The 15,148-nt window shown below is 62.8% G+C and carries 16 protein-coding genes; 8 read left to right on the top strand and 8 right to left on the bottom strand.

The window, feature by feature from the left end; translation table 11 throughout:
• Position 1: 1 nt before the first annotated feature.
• Together cobU and R4P70_RS10040 are read right to left on the bottom strand one after the other, a co-directional pair.
• Positions 2-589 carry a bifunctional adenosylcobinamide kinase/adenosylcobinamide-phosphate guanylyltransferase gene (gene cobU / locus R4P70_RS10045; RefSeq protein ID WP_020969887.1) on the bottom strand — a complete coding sequence of 196 codons (588 nt, stop codon included), beginning with the start codon at positions 587-589 and terminating at the stop codon, positions 2-4.
• A gap of 2 nt (positions 590-591) precedes the next feature.
• Positions 592-1,248 carry a DUF3043 domain-containing protein gene (locus tag R4P70_RS10040; RefSeq protein WP_007730051.1) on the bottom strand — a complete coding sequence of 219 codons (657 nt, stop codon included), beginning with the start codon at positions 1,246-1,248 and terminating at the stop codon, positions 592-594.
• Between the two features lie 134 nt (positions 1,249-1,382).
• Here R4P70_RS10040 and R4P70_RS10035 point away from each other — a divergent pair, with 134 nt between their 5' ends.
• From R4P70_RS10035 to R4P70_RS10025, 3 genes are all read left to right on the top strand, one after another.
• A complete protein-coding gene (locus tag R4P70_RS10035; RefSeq protein ID WP_317830757.1) occupies positions 1,383-2,450 on the top strand; it encodes a glycerate kinase in 1,068 nt (355 codons plus the stop codon).
• Between the two features lie 149 nt (positions 2,451-2,599).
• Positions 2,600-2,950 (top strand): HesB/IscA family protein, encoded by a 351-nt coding sequence (locus tag R4P70_RS10030; RefSeq protein ID WP_007730053.1) that lies wholly within the window; start codon positions 2,600-2,602, stop codon positions 2,948-2,950.
• Positions 2,951-3,146: 196 nt separating this feature from the next.
• On the top strand, positions 3,147-4,124 hold the full coding sequence (locus R4P70_RS10025; RefSeq protein ID WP_317830756.1) for a carbohydrate kinase family protein: 978 nt from the start codon (positions 3,147-3,149) through the stop codon (positions 4,122-4,124).
• 63 nt (positions 4,125-4,187) lie between these two features.
• On the opposite strand, the gene asnB is transcribed toward R4P70_RS10025, so the two are convergent.
• Positions 4,188-6,113: an asparagine synthase (glutamine-hydrolyzing) gene (asnB, locus tag R4P70_RS10020; RefSeq protein ID WP_019748911.1), complete on the bottom strand. Its 1,926-nt coding sequence runs from the start codon at positions 6,111-6,113 to the stop codon at positions 4,188-4,190.
• 319 nt (positions 6,114-6,432) lie between these two features.
• Between asnB and R4P70_RS10015 the strand changes: the two genes are divergently transcribed.
• Positions 6,433-7,497 (top strand): cytochrome c oxidase subunit II, encoded by a 1,065-nt coding sequence (locus R4P70_RS10015; RefSeq protein WP_019748910.1) that lies wholly within the window; start codon positions 6,433-6,435, stop codon positions 7,495-7,497.
• Positions 7,498-7,536: 39 nt separating this feature from the next.
• Positions 7,537-7,953: a cytochrome c oxidase subunit 4 gene (locus R4P70_RS10010; protein ID WP_003941723.1), complete on the top strand. Its 417-nt coding sequence runs from the start codon at positions 7,537-7,539 to the stop codon at positions 7,951-7,953.
• 107 nt (positions 7,954-8,060) lie between these two features.
• Here the strand turns inward: R4P70_RS10010 and R4P70_RS10005 are convergent, their stop codons facing one another.
• Positions 8,061-8,450: a DUF3224 domain-containing protein gene (locus tag R4P70_RS10005; RefSeq protein WP_317830755.1), complete on the bottom strand. Its 390-nt coding sequence runs from the start codon at positions 8,448-8,450 to the stop codon at positions 8,061-8,063.
• 66 nt (positions 8,451-8,516) lie between these two features.
• On the opposite strand from R4P70_RS10005, the gene R4P70_RS10000 reads away from it, so the two are divergent.
• Positions 8,517-8,813 carry an antibiotic biosynthesis monooxygenase family protein gene (locus R4P70_RS10000; RefSeq protein WP_020908105.1) on the top strand — a complete coding sequence of 99 codons (297 nt, stop codon included), beginning with the start codon at positions 8,517-8,519 and terminating at the stop codon, positions 8,811-8,813.
• Positions 8,814-8,964: 151 nt separating this feature from the next.
• Here R4P70_RS10000 and R4P70_RS09995 read toward each other — a convergent pair whose 3' ends face one another.
• From R4P70_RS09995 to R4P70_RS09980, 4 genes are all read right to left on the bottom strand, one after another.
• Positions 8,965-10,569: a cytochrome b gene (locus tag R4P70_RS09995; RefSeq protein ID WP_044480654.1), complete on the bottom strand. Its 1,605-nt coding sequence runs from the start codon at positions 10,567-10,569 to the stop codon at positions 8,965-8,967.
• Between the two features lie 59 nt (positions 10,570-10,628).
• A complete protein-coding gene (locus tag R4P70_RS09990) occupies positions 10,629-11,771 on the bottom strand; it encodes a ubiquinol-cytochrome c reductase iron-sulfur subunit (RefSeq protein ID WP_020908103.1) in 1,143 nt (380 codons plus the stop codon).
• Positions 11,768-12,619 (bottom strand): cytochrome c, encoded by an 852-nt coding sequence (locus R4P70_RS09985; RefSeq protein ID WP_020908102.1) that lies wholly within the window; start codon positions 12,617-12,619, stop codon positions 11,768-11,770. Before R4P70_RS09985 ends, R4P70_RS09990 begins: the two co-directional genes overlap by 4 nt.
• 64 nt (positions 12,620-12,683) lie before the next feature.
• On the bottom strand, positions 12,684-13,295 hold the full coding sequence (locus tag R4P70_RS09980; protein WP_020908101.1) for a heme-copper oxidase subunit III: 612 nt from the start codon (positions 13,293-13,295) through the stop codon (positions 12,684-12,686).
• 127 nt (positions 13,296-13,422) lie between these two features.
• Here R4P70_RS09980 and R4P70_RS09975 point away from each other — a divergent pair, with 127 nt between their 5' ends.
• Both R4P70_RS09975 and trpD read left to right on the top strand, forming a co-directional pair.
• Positions 13,423-13,911: a hypothetical protein gene (locus tag R4P70_RS09975; protein WP_133727505.1), complete on the top strand. Its 489-nt coding sequence runs from the start codon at positions 13,423-13,425 to the stop codon at positions 13,909-13,911.
• Between the two features lie 139 nt (positions 13,912-14,050).
• Positions 14,051-15,142, top strand: coding sequence for an anthranilate phosphoribosyltransferase (trpD, locus tag R4P70_RS09970; RefSeq protein WP_020908099.1), 1,092 nt, complete (start codon positions 14,051-14,053; stop codon positions 15,140-15,142).
• Positions 15,143-15,148: the final 6 nt, after the last annotated feature.

Raw genomic sequence — 15,148 nt, 5'->3', positions numbered from 1 at the left:
CTCACATCGTGCCTTCCGGTTGTGCAGCAGTATCTTTCAAGATGAGCGGTAACCCTGCAACCACTAGTACGACACGATCGCACACCGCGGCGATACGAGCGTTGAGAGTGCCGATCTCGTCGCGGAACAGTCGTCCCGACCGTGTCTCGGGGATGACGGCCAAACCCACTTCGGGGCTTACCAGCACCAGGTGTCCGCGATAGTTCTCGACACTGGCGACCAGGCTGTCCGCAGCGGGAGTGACGGTGCCGCGCGGAGCGTCCCAGGCGCCTTGCCGATCGAGTTCCGTGGTCAGCCACGTTCCCAGATCGTCGACCAACGTCGCTGTGTGTGAATCGCTTTCGAGTTGCGCCGCGAGGTCACCGGCAGCTGCGGTTTCGACAGTCGACCAATGGGAAGGCCGTCTGTTGCGGTGCTGGTCGATCCGGCTTTCCCAGTCTGCGTCGGAGACATCACGTCTGGCTGTCGCCAGGTACCGGATCGGTGCCGAACTTTCGGGTAAGTGGCCTGCACAAACCAAATCCTCGGCGTGCGCGGACTTACCAGACCGCGCGCCGCCGAGGACCAAAGTTCTATACGTGTTCGTCACGCTCAGATTGCGTCGCCCGGCCCCACACGAGGCTTCGGTGCGCGCAGCTTACGGATCTGCGACGCGCGAACGAACGCGTACCAGCCGAGCTTGAATCCGCCGTCGGTGCTGTCGGGGAAGCGCTCGGCGACGCGGTTGTTGATCATGCGACCGAGCCAGATGCCTTCACCGACCATGAAGAGCATCATCACGAGCATTGCCAGCGTGACGATCTGCTGGAGCGCGGGCGTGACGAACATCGTCATGATGAGGATCAATGCGAGCGGCATGAACAGCCCGACGAGGTTGCGGCGAGCGTCGATGAAATCACGGACGTAGGCGCGAACCGGTCCCTTGTCGCGGGGGAGCAGGTACTTGTCCTCGCCGGCGAGCATGCGGGCGCGGCGGTCTGCCGACGATGCGCGACGCTCGGCGGCTTCGGCCTTGCGGTCCTCCTTGGAGCCGCGGGTCGCCTTACGGCGGGCGCGGGCTTCCTTCGCGGTCAGCGGGGCAGGGGCAACGGGGCCACGCCTCTTCGCCTCGGCGTCACGACGCTTGGGTGTGGGGCGGCCCTTGCCCACCTGCTCGATGGGCGCCTCTTCGGAGGCCGAGGATGCCTCAGTGCCCTCGACGTCACGTTTGTCGGAGTTGTCTGAGTCACCGCGGCGTAGCAATTTCACACCTCCAGGCTATTGGATAAGTGCACGGTCTGGGAAACCGACCTCGGTCTTTCTGAAAAACCCGTTCGCCCGAGGCACTGAAACGCGCGAGATCGTGAAACATCGGGGTCATTCGGGACTCTTAGACTTCCGCTATGCGGGTAATAGTTGCTCCAGATTCGTTTGGTGAGACGTTGACGGCCGTCGAGGCGGCTGAGTCCATTTCTGCCGGTTGGCGACGTGGCCGACCCGAAGACGACGTCGTCACCGCGCCACAATCCGACGGTGGTCCGGGTTTCGTCGACGTCTTGGCCACGGCTGGGGGCGACATCCGGACCGCACGGGTGCCTGGGCCACTGACCGTGGGCGTCGACGCCGCGTGGCTGTTGGATTCGGACACGGCGTACCTCGAGTCCGCCGAGGCTGTCGGGCTCGGTCTCCTCGGAGGTCCGCCGACACGGGACACCGCACTCGCCGCGCACAGTCGCGGTGTCGGAGAACTGATCGCTGTCGCGCTCGAGGCAGGCGTGAAGACGATTGTCGTCGGACTCGGTGGGAGTTGCTGCACCGACGGGGGACGTGGGCTGGTGGAGGCGCTGGGCGGCTTGGAGGCTGCAAGGGCGGCTACGGCGGGCACTGCGTTGGTCGCGGCTACCGACGTCGAACACGTACTTCTCGGCGAGCACGGTGCGGCGGCGGTGTTCGGCCCGCAAAAGGGCGCCGACGCCGATGCCGTCTCTGTCCTCGAAGCGAGAAACGCGAGATGGGCCGAACAGTTGGAGTCCGCCACCGGAAAACGAGTGTCGGATTTTCCGGGTGCCGGCGCCGCGGGTGGTATCGGTGCTGCGCTGTTCGCCCTCGGTGCACAGCGGCGATCGGGGGCCGACGTCGTTGCCGATCGCACCGGCCAGGCGGCGCTATTGGCTTCCGCTGACCTGGTGATCACGGGTGAAGGCAAGTTCGACCACCAATCTCTGCGCGGCAAACTCGTCACGACGCTTGCTTCGGCCGGGGCGGCGCACGGAGTTCCGACGCTCGTCTTTGCCGGTCAGGTCACGCTCGACGCGGCGGACTTTGCGTCGACCTCGATAGTCGCGACGAAATCGGTGACGGAGTTCGCCGGGTCGGTGGAACGTGCGATGGAGGAAGCGTCGGCGTGTCTCGAGGGACTCGCCGAACACACGGCACGGGAGTGGAACATCTGGCGCGGCGCCCGGAGCTGAGGATCCACAAGCGTCGACGCGCCGTTGCCGTGTCGGGAAGACCGGATAGGATGAAGACGAATCGCACCCGGTAAGGACTGGCGGGAATAAGTCGGCAGCGGCGTACCGTTGAAGCGTTCACGGGTTGGTACGAACATTAGGGAGAGCCCATGACTGTGCAGAACGAGACCGCCACCCACGGCGTCAAGATGACCGAGGCCGCATCCGCCAAGGCGAAGGCACTCTTCGATCAGGAGGGTCGCGACGACCTCGCGCTGCGTATCGCAGTGCAGCCCGGCGGCTGTGCCGGACTGAAGTACCAGCTGTTCTTCGACGACCGCACGCTCGACGGTGACCTCACCGTCGACTTCAACGGCGTCAACCTGGTTGTCGACCGGATGAGCGCGCCGTACGTCGAAGGTGCGTCCATCGACTTCCTCGACACCATCGAGCAGCAGGGCTTCTCGATCGACAACCCCAATGCAACAGGCTCCTGCGCCTGCGGTGACTCGTTCAACTGAGTCTGTCGATCACAACTCAATTCACAAACAACTGACGCGGAACCGACATTCGGTTTCGCGTCAGTTGTTTGTGGTGACTCGCCTGCAGACCGTTCCGATCTGACGGCTCGGGCGCCGATGACGGCGCTACGGGCGGTAACGTGAACTTTTGCTCCTCTTTCATTCTTGTACTCACTTCGCTGAAAGGCCACGATCCGTGACTATTGCGGTAACCGGTTCCATCGCCACCGACCACTTGATGCGCTTCCCCGGCCGCTTCGCCGATCAGCTCCTCGCCGATCAGCTCGCCCACGTTTCGCTGAGTTTCCTGGTGGACGATCTCGTGATTCGCCGCGGTGGTGTCGGCGGCAACATCGCTTACGCCATGGGCGTGCTCGGTGGGTCCCCGCTACTCGTCGGCGCAGTCGGTGCCGACTTCGCCGAGTACCGCACGTGGCTCGAGGACAACGGCGTCGACTGCAGTGCGGTCCGTATCTCGGACAAGGCACATACGGCGCGTTTCGTGTGCACCACCGACGAGGACATGGCGCAGATCGCGTCGTTCTACCCCGGTGCGATGAGCGAGGCCCGCGAGATCGAACTCGCGGCAGTGGCCAAGACTGCGGGCGCAGTCGAGCTGGTGCTGATCGGCGCCAACGACCCCGAGGCCATGGTTCGCCATACCGACGAATGCCGTCTGCTCGGAATCCCGTTCGCAGCGGATCCGTCGCAGCAGCTTGCTCGCCTGTCCGGTGACGAGGCCAAGGCGCTCATCCACGGTGCGAAGTACTTGTTCACCAACGAGTACGAGTGGGGTCTGCTTCAGCAGAAGACTGGTCTGAGCGAGGAAGAGGTCCGCGCGCAGGTCGGCATTCGTGTCACCACCCTCGGCTCCAAGGGCGTGGAAATTGTTGACGCCGAAGGTAATTGGGTGCGCGTCGACGTAGTGCCCGAGACCGGCAAGGTGGATCCGACGGGCGTTGGCGACGGTTTCCGCGCCGGGTTCCTGCTCGCACACGGCGCTGGCTTGAGCTTCGAGCGCGCCGCACAGCTGGGATCTTTGGTCGCTGTGCTGATCCTCGAGACCGTGGGAACGCAGGAGTGGGTGTTCAATCGCGACGAGGCCCTCAAGCGCCTTACCGACGCTTACGGCAGTGCGGCTGCGGACGAGATCGCGACGATCCTGCCGAAGTAGGACTCCGCCCCGTGAGTGGTTGAGGAGTCCGGAGACTCCCTGACCACTCACGGGGCCGAAGGCCTAGATGTTGACCGGGTACACCGGTTCCTGGATCTGCGGCACGATGCGCTTCTCCACGAAGATCCCGTGCCAGACCATGAACGTCAGGACGGTCCACAGGCGTCGACTGTGGTCGGACACGCCCTCGCGGTGATCGTTGAGCATCTTCACGACGGCCTGCTTGTCGAAGATGTGGTCGGTACCCGACTCCTCGATCTGCAGATGTGCCCAGTCGAAGAGTTCGGTGCCGCGCAGCCAATGGCGTAGGGGAACCGGGAATCCGAGCTTCGCACGGTGCAGAACATGGTGCGGCACAATGCCTTCCAGGGCCTGACGCAGTGCGTACTTGGTTGTGTCCTTCGTGATCTTCTGATCGAGCGGCACGCGTGACGCTACGTCGAAGACCTCGGGATCGAGGAACGGCACACGCAGTTCCAGCGAGTTGGCCATCGTCATCTTGTCGGCCTTGACGAGGATGTCGCCGCGCAGCCAGGTGAACAGGTCGAGATGCTGCATCCGGGCAACCGGATCCCAGTCCCGTGACTGCGCGTAGATCGGCGCGGTGACGTCCTGGTGAGTCCACTCGGGGCGGAAATCGCGAAGGACGGCGCGGAGCTGAGCGTCGTTGAAGCTACGAGCATTGCCGTAGTAGCGCTCCTCGAGGGTCAACGAACCGCGATTGAGCAGACTCTTGCCGCGAGTACCGTCCGGGATGCGTTCGGACAACTTGCCCGCAGCCCGACGCAATCCCTTGGGGAGGTACTCGAAAGGCTTGAGCGACAACGGCTCACGGTAAATCGTGTAGCCGCCGAACAGCTCGTCGGCACCCTCGCCGGACAGCACGACCTTGACGTGCTTGCGGGCTTCCTTCGCGATGAACCACAGCGGAATCAATGCCGGATCGGCTACCGGGTCGTCGAGGTACCAGACGATCTCGGGAATGGCAGCGGCGAACTCGGCGGGGGAGACCACCTTGACGACGTGCTTCGCGCCGATCGCCGCGGCAGATTCTGCAGCGACGTCGACCTCGGAATAGCCCTCACGTTCGAAACCGGTCGTGAAGGTGATCAGGTTGGGGTTGTGGCGCATCGCCAGTGCCGCGATCGCCGTGGAGTCGATACCGCCGGACAGGAACGAACCGACGGTGACGTCGGCGCGCATGTGCTTGGCGACCGAATCCTCGAGTGCCTCGGCGATTTCCTGGTAGCGCGCCTTCTCGGTGCCAGGTGCAAAAGGCTTGGCCGGGAACTTCGGCGTGAAGTACCTCGTGAACGTGGGTTCCTCGCCCGGACGCACCCGAGCGAAGCTGCCCGACTCCAGGCGTCGGATCTCCTTGTGCAGTGTTTCCGGCTCCGGTACGTACTGCAGAACGGTGTAGTGCTCGATGGCGCGCGGATCCAGCTCGGTACCGATGCCGATCAGATCGGTGAGCTCGAGCAGGCTCTTCTTCTCACTGCCGAACGCGGTGCCGCCGGCGCCGGTAGCAATGAACAGCGGCTTGATCCCGAACGGATCGCGCGCGATGAACAGCTCGCGTGTGTCGGTGTCCCAGATCGCGAACGCGAACATTCCGCGTAGGCGCCGGACCGCATCCTCACCCCAGTAGTGGAATGCAGCGACGATGGCCTCGGAGTCGCCCTCGGTGAAGAACTTGGCGTCGTGGTCCTTGACCAGTTCGGCGCGGATCTCCAGGTAGTTGTAGATCTCGCCGTTGAACGTGAGCGCATAACGCTCCGGGTTCTCCGGCGGGCCCCAACGCAGCGGCTGGTGGGAATGAGCGATGTCGATGATCGCCAGGCGGTTGAACCCGAAGACGAGGTGGTCGTCGTTCCACGTCCCGTGTTCGTCCGGCCCGCGGTGACGAAGGCAATGCATCGCCTGGTCGACCCGCGAGACGGCGTCCTCGCTGGTTCCGCCAGATGTCAGTAGCCCGAGCAGTCCACACACAGCGTCCGGTTCCTCGATTCAGAATTTTTGTAGAGAAGGCTCCCGGACACGAGTGTCGGGGAGAGGTCAACGAACTCTTGTCGAAAGTATGCCGCAGATCGACGTCCCTGCCGATCGCGGCGGAACGAATCGACGTGATGTGCGTCGCCGAAACGACCTGAGCCGTTCCTGAGCAGCACCTGAGAGAGCTGTGTGACGTCCGCCGCGACACGGGCGAGGACCCGAGGATGGATAGCGCCCGGCTTTGGTCTACGCTGCGTAGTAATTGGGCCTTCCCTCCGGGCATGCCCTAGTTGAATTTTGTGGCGATCAGGAAGGCGTGAACGTGGCGCAAGGTCGGATCCTTCGGCGAGCGGGGCTGGCAGTATCTCTGGGCATTGCTGCCTTGCTGCTGTCGGGTTGCTCCATCGACAACGAAGTGCTTCGTTTCGGGTGGCCTTCGGGCATTACCCCGGAGGCGACGCGCATGCGTGAGCTGTGGACGTGGTCGGTTGTAGCCGCCCTCGTCATGGGTGTGCTGGTGTGGGGACTGGTCTTCTGGGCCGTCATCTTCCACCGCAAGAAGAAGGACTCGCCGGAATTCCCGCGTCAGACGGCATACAACGTGCCTCTCGAACTCGGTTACACGGCAGTTCCCTTCGTCATCATCGCGGTTCTCTTCTACTTCACCGTCATCGTCCAGAACCATGTTCTGGACAAGACGGACAACCCTGACGTCGTCGTAGACGTCACGGCATTCCAGTGGAACTGGAAGTTCGGCTACCGCTCCATCGAGTTCGGTGACGGCAGTGCCAAGTACAACGGCATCGACGTCGAAGCCGAAGAGGCTGCCAAGGCCGAGGGCTCCACTGTCAACGATCACGGCGAAGAAGTTCCCGGCCCGATCCACGGCAACAGCACCGAGGACCTGAGCTACCTGCACTACGACAAGATCGAGACTGTCGGCTCCAGCCAGGAGATCCCGATCCTCGTTCTGCCCACCGGCAAGCGGATCCAGTTCGAACTCGCTTCCTCGGACGTCATCCACGCTTTCTGGGTGCCTGAGTTCCTGTTCAAGCGCGACGTTCTCCCGAACCCCAAGGAGAACCACTCGGACAACATCTTCCAGATCAGTGAGATCGAGAAGGAAGGCGCGTTCGTCGGGCGTTGTGCAGAAATGTGTGGCACGTTCCACGCGATGATGAACTTCGAGGTTCGTGCGGTTTCGCCCGAGGACTTCGCCAAGTACATCGAACTGCGCAAGGGTGACGCGGAGGGCAAGGGTGGTCTGACGACCGCCGAGGCCCTGCAGGCAATCGGTCAGTCGCCGGTGGCTACGTCGACCACGCCGTTCAACACCGACCGCGAGTACCGTCAGGCAACCGTCGCCACTGCAGGCAACTGAGCCGGCCAGCCTCTTCACTGAACAAGGACAAGTGCTGATATGAAGATCGAAGCCAAGCTCTTCGAGATCCTGACGATGTTCTTCATTCTCGTCGCGATCATCTACGGAGTGTTCACCGCTCTGTCACGCACAGGTATCGAGTGGGCCGGACTGACGGCCATCGTCCTGTCTGCAGGTCTGACGCTCATCGTGGGTACCTACTTCCGCTTCGTTGCCCGTCGTCTGGACACCCGTCCCGAGGACTACGACGACGCTGAAATCTCGGATGGTGCAGGAGAACTGGGCTTCTTCAGCCCGGGTAGCTTCTGGCCGATCCTGCTTGCCGCCGCAGCTGCACTCGCGGCAGTGTCGCTGGCGTACTTCCAGCCGTGGCTCATCGCAGTCGCAGTTGTCTGTGTGCTCGCCGCAGCCGCAGGCCTGGTGTTCGAGTACTACACCGGACCTGAGAAGCACTAGTTTCACCCGCACTCGGACAGAGGCGCCGCACCCACCCGGGTACGGCGCCTCTGTTGTCGTATCGATGAGTTGCGGTACGAGGGCGCCGAGTACCCAACCGCTCTTTGTCAATCGTGGAGCGAGTATTCGAGGTCGTAGCGGTGCAGACCGTCGACGACCTCGAGCTCGAGAGTGCCTGAGATGCCCTTCAGCTCGCCGGTTCCGGACCCCGGCACGATCTCGTACAGAAGCCTCTGCGTTCCGTTGACCATCTGACCGAACTGCTGAAGGGCGAACGATCCCACAGCTTCGTCGACCTGCCCGGTGACAAACTCCAAAGCGACGTAGCCCGCTTCACCGGTTGTCGGATCGCCCGCGGACAGCATGAGTCCGGTCGATGTTCCTTCGATGCCGCCGATGAACGTCTTGTCGAACTCGAAGCGCCCGACGCGTCCGGAGAGCTCAGGATCGGCGGGGCGGAGATCGATCTCGAAGGTGCCGCGTGCATGGGATGTCATGGTCCGAGTATCTCACCAGGCGGCCACGCCTCGAGGGGACTACCGAGAACGTGCAACACTCCGTAGATGATCCTCGAACATGCCGTCCTGCAGGTCGATCCGTCGCAGTCAGCGCGATTCGAGGCCGCGTTCGATGTGGCCCGAACCATCATCTCCGAGGTCCCCGGATTCATCAGGCTGCGACTCTCGCACTGCCTGGAATCGCCGGAGCGGTATCTCTTGCTCGTCGAGTGGGAAGACGTGGAGTCACACACCATCGGGTTCCGTCAGTCCACGGGATACGAGAAGTGGCGAGAACTTCTCCACCACTTCTACGAGCCGTTCCCGACGGTGGAGCACTATTCAACTGTGCTCGAGGTCTAGCAAGGCGTCGTGCCCGCTGTTGTCGGCGCTCAGACGTCGAACCGGGGGAGTGGTGAACTCACTAGAGGTTTGTACATATTGAATCGCTCAGAGAACGAGTGAGGCCCCGAACCGGAATCCGGTTCGGGGCCTCACTGGTCAACTGTCGTTCTTAGTGGAGTTCTCCACTGGAACCATCGGACTTGCCGTTGGTTCGGTTCTGGTAGTCCAGAAGGATCTGAAGCTGCTCGTGCTCAGCTTCGTGATGAGCGGCTTCGAGAGCCTCGCTCTCCTCGACTGGGTCAGCGGTGATCAGGCTACCGCTACCGGGCTTGCCGGCGAGGCCGAGCTTGTTCATCTTCTTCGGGACAGCAGCACCCTGGTACTCGAGCGGGATCGGGTGTCCGTGCTCGTCGACGGGGCCGAGCGGCTGGTGGATCTCGATGTACTGGCCGTTCGGCATCCGCTTGATGATGCCGGTCTCGATGCCGTGTTCGAGGACTGCACGGTCACTGCGCTGCAGGCCGATGCAGAACCGGTACGTCACGAAGTACGCGATGGGCGGAAGGATGACCATGCCGATACGGCCGATCCACGTCATTGCGTTCAGCGAGATGTGCAGGTGGTACGCGATGATGTCGTTGATGCAGGAGATCGTGAGCACCAGGTAGAACGCGATGGACATCGCACCGATAGCGGTACGGACCGGCACGTCGCGCGGGCGCTGCAGGATGTTGTGGTGAGCGTCGTCTCCGGTGAGACGCTTTTCGATCCACGGGTACGCGATCAACAGTGCGAAGACGAGGCCCATGATCAGGGCGACGGCGAACACAGCGGGGATCGTGTAGCGGCCGAACAGGTAGATCTCCCACGCCGGCCACAGTCGAGCAAGGCCGTCCGTCCACATCATGTAGATATCGGGCTGGGAACCTGCCGAGACCTGTGACGGGTTGTACGGACCGATGTTCCACACGGGGTTGATCTGGAACAGACCACCGAGCAGTGCGAGCACGCCGAAGGTCATGGCGAAGAACGCGCCACCCTTCATTGCGAAGACCGGGAGGATGCGGACGCCGACTACGTTCTGTTCCGTACGGCCGGGGCCGGGGAACTGCGTGTGCTTCTGGTACCAGACCAACGCGAGGTGGCCGGCGATCAGAGCCAGGATGATGCCCGGGAACAGCAGCACGTGAGCGACGTAGAGACGCGGGATGATGAGGTCGCCGGGGAAGTCGCCGTCGAAGATCAGCCAGTGCATCCAGGTACCGACGATCGGGATACTCATCGTGATACCACCGAAGGCGGCGCGGAGGCCGGTGCCCGAGAGCAGGTCGTCGGGGATGGTGTAACCGAAGAAGCCTTCGAACATCGCCAGGATGAGCAGCAGGCAGCCGATGACCCAGTTCGCTTCACGCGGACGACGGAATGCGCCGGTGAAGAAGATGCGAGCGAGGTGAACGATGATCGACGCCGCGAACATCAGTGCAGCCCAGTGGTGAATCTGGCGAACGAAGAGACCGCCGCGCACCTCGAAGGAGATGTTCAGGGTCGTCTCGTAGGCGCGAGACATCGTGACACCGCGAAGCGGTTGGTACGCGCCCTGGTAGACGACGTGTGCCATCGACGGATCGAAGAACAGTGTCAGGAACACACCGGAGATCAGCAGGATCACGAAGCTGTAGAGCGCGATCTCGCCGAGCATGAAGGACCAGTGCGTCGGGAAGACCTTGTTGATCTGCCGGCGCATGCCTGCGGCGAGGTGGTAGCGGGAGTCCATAGCCTCCGCTTGTCCAGCCGCTGCCGCGCTGATCTTGGACGGTTTGGTTGTTGTTGTGGTCACGGTCGACGCTCCCAAAATGCCGGGCCGAGTGCTTCGATGAAGTCACCGTCGGCGACCAGGAAGCCCTCTTCGTTCACTGTAATAGGCAACTGCGGAAGTGCGCGAGCAGCGGGACCGAAGATCGGCTTGCCGTAGGTCAGTGCGTCGAACTGCGACTGGTGGCAGGGGCACAGAATACGGTTGCTCTGCTGTTCGTAGAGCGAGGTGGGGCAACCCAGGTGGGTGCAGATCTTCGAGTACGCGAAGTAATCGCCGTAGTTGAAGCTCTCCTGGCCCTTGCGCTTGGTGACACGCGCGGTGTCTTCCGTGCGGAGGCGGATGAGCATCACCGAGTTACGAATGCCGCGCAGTGCTGCGAGCAGAGCGTGCTCGTCGCCACGGTCGGACTCGCGGAACGGGAAGACCGTTTCCATAGAACCGGCATCGAGATCTTCCGGGCGAACGAGGACGATGTCCTCGGGACGGCCGGTGTCACGACGCAGGTAGATGGTCTCGCCCGGGTAGTTCGGGGTCCAGCCGGACACCCACAGGGGTGAGTCGTCGCCCTTGGCCCACGGGTTCTTGATGAGTCCGCCGAGAGGCATGACCATCATGACGCCGAGTGCGCCACCGCCGAACATCAAGCTGCGCTTGATGGCCTTTCGGCGGGGGAGGGTGGACGTATCGAGGGTGTCGCCGAGCTCGGCGACGATCGTGCGACGATCGACCTCGGTGGATCCACCGTCGTGGCGGTCCTGGATCGAGACCTCTTCGGGGATGAACTTCTTGGTGAACTGAACGGCACCGATGCCGACGCCGAGGATCGCCAGACCCATGGTCAAGCCGATCAGCGGGGTGTACAGGCTGTACTTGCCGTAGTTCTCGTCACCGGCACCTGCATACTCCCAGGGCCAGAACAGGTAGATCGCGATGAATGCGATCGCCGAAACGCCGGCGAGGCCGAACCAGAAGGCGACGTTGCGCTCGGCGCGCTTTTCCGCCCTGGTGCCCTTTACCGACCAACGATCACGGCGGTAGACGACATCGACGCCATCGAGATTGGTACCCAGCTTGACCAGGTCGTCGCGTGACATCGCGTCGAGCTCTTCATCTGTGTACTTCTTAGGCGTATCGCCGCCATGCTGGCCAGCGTCGCTCATGACCTTGCTCCGATCCACAATGCTGCACCGACGACAGCGATGATTCCGACGGCCCACATGGCGAGACCCTCAGAGGCCGGACCGAGGCCACCGAGCCCGTACCCACCGGGGTCCTTCGACTCGCCCGACGACTTGACGTAGGCGATGATGTCCTTCTTCTCCTCGATCGTCAGCTGACGATCCGAGAACTTCGGCATGTTCTGGGGGCCGGTAACCATGGCAGCGTAGATCTGCTGCTCGCTGGCCGGATCCAGGACCGGGGCGTACTTGCCCGAGGACAGTGCGCCACCGCGGCCGGTGAAGTTGTGGCACGACGCGCAGTTGAGCCGGAAGAGCTCACTGCCGCGTCCGATGTCGCCACCGCGCAGCGAGGACTGGGCGATTTCGCCGTTCTCGTCGCGGATGAGCGTCGGGCCGCCGCCGTTGGCCTGGATGAAAGCGCCGAGGGCGTCGGTCTGCGCAGCATCGAACTTGGGGTCCTTGCGTGCAGCCTGGGCCTCGTTGCGAGCTGCGGGCATACGACCAGAGGAGACCTGGAAGTACACGGCTGCTTCGCCGACGCCGATGAGGCTGGGACCGCGGTCCTGCACGCCCTGCAAGTTCGCGCCGTGGCACGTGATGCATGACGTGTCGTAGAGCTGCTTGCCTTCACGAATCAGGGCTGCTGAATCGTCGCTGGCGGTCGCAACCTGCGGAGCTGGTGTCAACGCCGAAGCGAGGAAACCTGCGCTGATCAATCCCATCATCAATACGAGCGCGCCGGTAACGCGCCGGCGGATTTTCCGCTGGCGACGCGACTTCGCGGCATTCGCTGAGTTATCGGATGCGGGAGGGGGGGATGAACTCATCTGTATCCCTTTGGTATGTCGGGACGGAACTGGACGTCAGGGGCTGCCTGGGGCGTACAGCTGATTAACGGATGAAATAAATCGTGGCAAACAGCGCGATCCACACGATGTCGACAAAGTGCCAGTAGTACGAAACAACGATCGCGGCGGTGGCCTGGGCGGGCGTGAACTTGCTGACCCGGGTACGTGCGATCAAGAAGACGAAGGCGATGAGACCGCCGATGACGTGCAGACCGTGGAAGCCGGTGGTCATGTAGAACACCGAGCCGTACACGCTGCTCGAAATCGTGGTGCCCTCGTGCACAAGGTGGTAGTACTCGTAACCCTGGCCGGAGACGAAGAACGCCCCCATGATCAAGGTGATGGTGTACCAGCGACGAAGTCCGAAGACGTCGCCACGCTCAGCCGCGAAGACACCCATCTGGCAGGTGAACGAAGATGCGATAAGCACCAAGGTCACCGGCACGGCCAGATACAGGTTCAATTCGGTTGGCTCCGGCGGCCAATTTCCGTTCGCCTGAGCTCGTGCCACGAAGTACATGGCAAAGAGCCCTGCGAAGAACATGAGCTCACTTGACAACCACACGATGGTGCCAACGCTGACCATATTCGGCCGGTTCAGCGAGTGCACGCGTTGGGTGATTGCCGATCCTGAAGTCCCTACTGCGCTCGTCACAGACAGAAGTATGACGCTTCGTCGTAAGAGACGACCACTCGGGTCCACCATCGGCGCGTCGCTCGGCTCGAGTTCGCGGGATCGGGCGGCGAACGCGCTGGTGGCGTGGTCGGAATATGCTGGCGCGATGGCAGCTACACACAAGAGTAGACCGTGGTTCCTGAGAATTTTCGGCACGAAGATTCCGACGCCGCTCGACGCGGGGCGGTCGGATCTGGTCGTCGTTGCCGAGGGCTTCGACGACGCCGAGGCGAGTTCGACCGCTCTCGAACGTGCCGGCTCCACCGAGCCGGAGTTTCGGGCGGAGTCCGAAGTGGTTCTGCGGCACCATCTCGACCTTCCGGAGGACTCGGTTGCCGATGCCGAGAACATCGTCGCTCAGGACGGATATGTGCGAGGCGCGAGTCGGCCCGAGGACGTGACTCAGGCGGTCGAGAATTCGTTTCGCGTCATCTTCGAGCGTGTCCAAATCCTTGACGCCCTGCATTGCTCCCAGGAGCGATCACGAATGGCCGGTCTGGCGCAGCGACTCGGTGGTTCCGTCGCCGGGTGGGACGCGCTCCAGCCCCCGATTCTTGCGGAGGCGACGCCCAAACGCGGTCGCCGAAAGACCTGAGCGGCCCTATTCGGTTTCCTTGCTACCTCACTGACTAGGCTGCGAGGGTCATCGGCAGCACAAAATGGCAGCACGAAACGACAGTACGAAACGACAGTTCGAAATCCAGCCCACATGAACGACAGGGGACCAAGGCACTATGGCCGGCACCGACGCATCCAACGCCGTGAACGTCGATTCGAGTGCAGTGGTGCGGTCGTGGCCGATGATTCTCGGTCTGCTCACGGACGGCAGTGACTTGTCGGAAGCCGACAGTCGGTGGGCGATGGGCGAGATCATGTCGGACAATGCCACTTCCGCTCAGATCGCCGCTTTCGGCGTCGGGCTGAAGATGAAGGGCGAAACCCCCGCGGAGTTGGAAGGGCTCGCCGGCGCGATGCTCGAACACTCCCGGCGCGTGCCGGTCGATTCCGACGTGGTCGACATCGTCGGCACGGGTGGCGACCGCTCCAACACGGTCAACATCTCGACGATGGCCTCCATCGTGGTTGCCGCGTCCGGTGTGCGAGTTGTCAAGCACGGCAACCGCGCTGCTTCGTCCAAGAGTGGTGGCGCCGATGTGCTCGAGGCGCTCGGCGTTCGCATCAACCTCGGCCCGGAGCAGGTTGCGAGGTGCGTCGAAGAGGTCGGCATCGGCTTTTGTTTCGCGCCGGTCTTCCATCCCGCACTGCGCTTTGCGGCGGTGCCTCGCAAGGAAATCGGCATCCCGACGGCATTCAACGTGCTCGGTCCACTGACCAATCCGGCTCGTCCGCGTGCCGGGCTGATCGGGTGCGCATTTCCGAAGCTGATCTCGGTCGTCGCGGGAGTCCTTGCGCAGCGCGGTAATTCGGCGTTGGTGGTGCGTGGAGACGACGGACTCGACGAACTGACCACATCGACGACTTCGACGGTTCACATCGTCGGCGGTGGAAGTGTGCGAACTGTCACGCTGGATCCGCGCGACCTCGGAATCGACCGCGTTCCTCTCGAAGAGTTGCGCGGAGGAGACGCCGAATTCAACGCCACCGTCGCCCGAACGCTGCTTTCCGGACAGAAGGGGCCGGTCCGGGACGCGGTCTTGCTGAACGCGGGAGCGGCCATCGCGGCGTTCAACGGTGTCGGTGACGATCTCGAGGGTGCGATCTCCGCCGGGATGACTGCAGCCGCTGCCGCGATCGACAGCGGCGCCGGCGCTGAACTGCTTCACAAGTGGGCGGCACTCACCGCCGAACTGGCCGACCAAGCCTGATCGACG

This window comes from Rhodococcus sp. IEGM 1241 (assembly GCF_033142365.1).
GTDB classification, from domain to species: domain Bacteria; phylum Actinomycetota; class Actinomycetes; order Mycobacteriales; family Mycobacteriaceae; genus Rhodococcus_F; species Rhodococcus_F erythropolis.
Note: the sequence above shows the minus strand (reverse complement) of the source record. Positions and strands in the feature narration are given on the sequence as shown.

What these genes read in the sequence shown, in the direction of transcription:
- trpD (WP_020908099.1), top strand. Translation starts at nt 14,051, where the DNA reads ATGGCCGGCACCGACGCATCCAACGCCGTGAACGTCGATTCGAGTGCA.
- R4P70_RS09985 (WP_020908102.1), bottom strand. Translation starts at nt 12,619, where the DNA reads ATGAGTTCATCCCCCCCTCCCGCATCCGATAACTCAGCGAATGCCGCG.
- R4P70_RS10000 (WP_020908105.1), top strand. Translation starts at nt 8,517, where the DNA reads ATGATCCTCGAACATGCCGTCCTGCAGGTCGATCCGTCGCAGTCAGCG.
- R4P70_RS10005 (WP_317830755.1), bottom strand. Translation starts at nt 8,450, where the DNA reads ATGACATCCCATGCACGCGGCACCTTCGAGATCGATCTCCGCCCCGCC.
- R4P70_RS10035 (WP_317830757.1), top strand. Translation starts at nt 1,383, where the DNA reads ATGCGGGTAATAGTTGCTCCAGATTCGTTTGGTGAGACGTTGACGGCC.
- R4P70_RS10010 (WP_003941723.1), top strand. Translation starts at nt 7,537, where the DNA reads ATGAAGATCGAAGCCAAGCTCTTCGAGATCCTGACGATGTTCTTCATT.
- R4P70_RS10030 (WP_007730053.1), top strand. Translation starts at nt 2,600, where the DNA reads ATGACTGTGCAGAACGAGACCGCCACCCACGGCGTCAAGATGACCGAG.
- R4P70_RS09975 (WP_133727505.1), top strand. Translation starts at nt 13,423, where the DNA reads ATGGCAGCTACACACAAGAGTAGACCGTGGTTCCTGAGAATTTTCGGC.
- R4P70_RS09995 (WP_044480654.1), bottom strand. Translation starts at nt 10,569, where the DNA reads ATGGACTCCCGCTACCACCTCGCCGCAGGCATGCGCCGGCAGATCAAC.
- R4P70_RS09990 (WP_020908103.1), bottom strand. Translation starts at nt 11,771, where the DNA reads ATGAGCGACGCTGGCCAGCATGGCGGCGATACGCCTAAGAAGTACACA.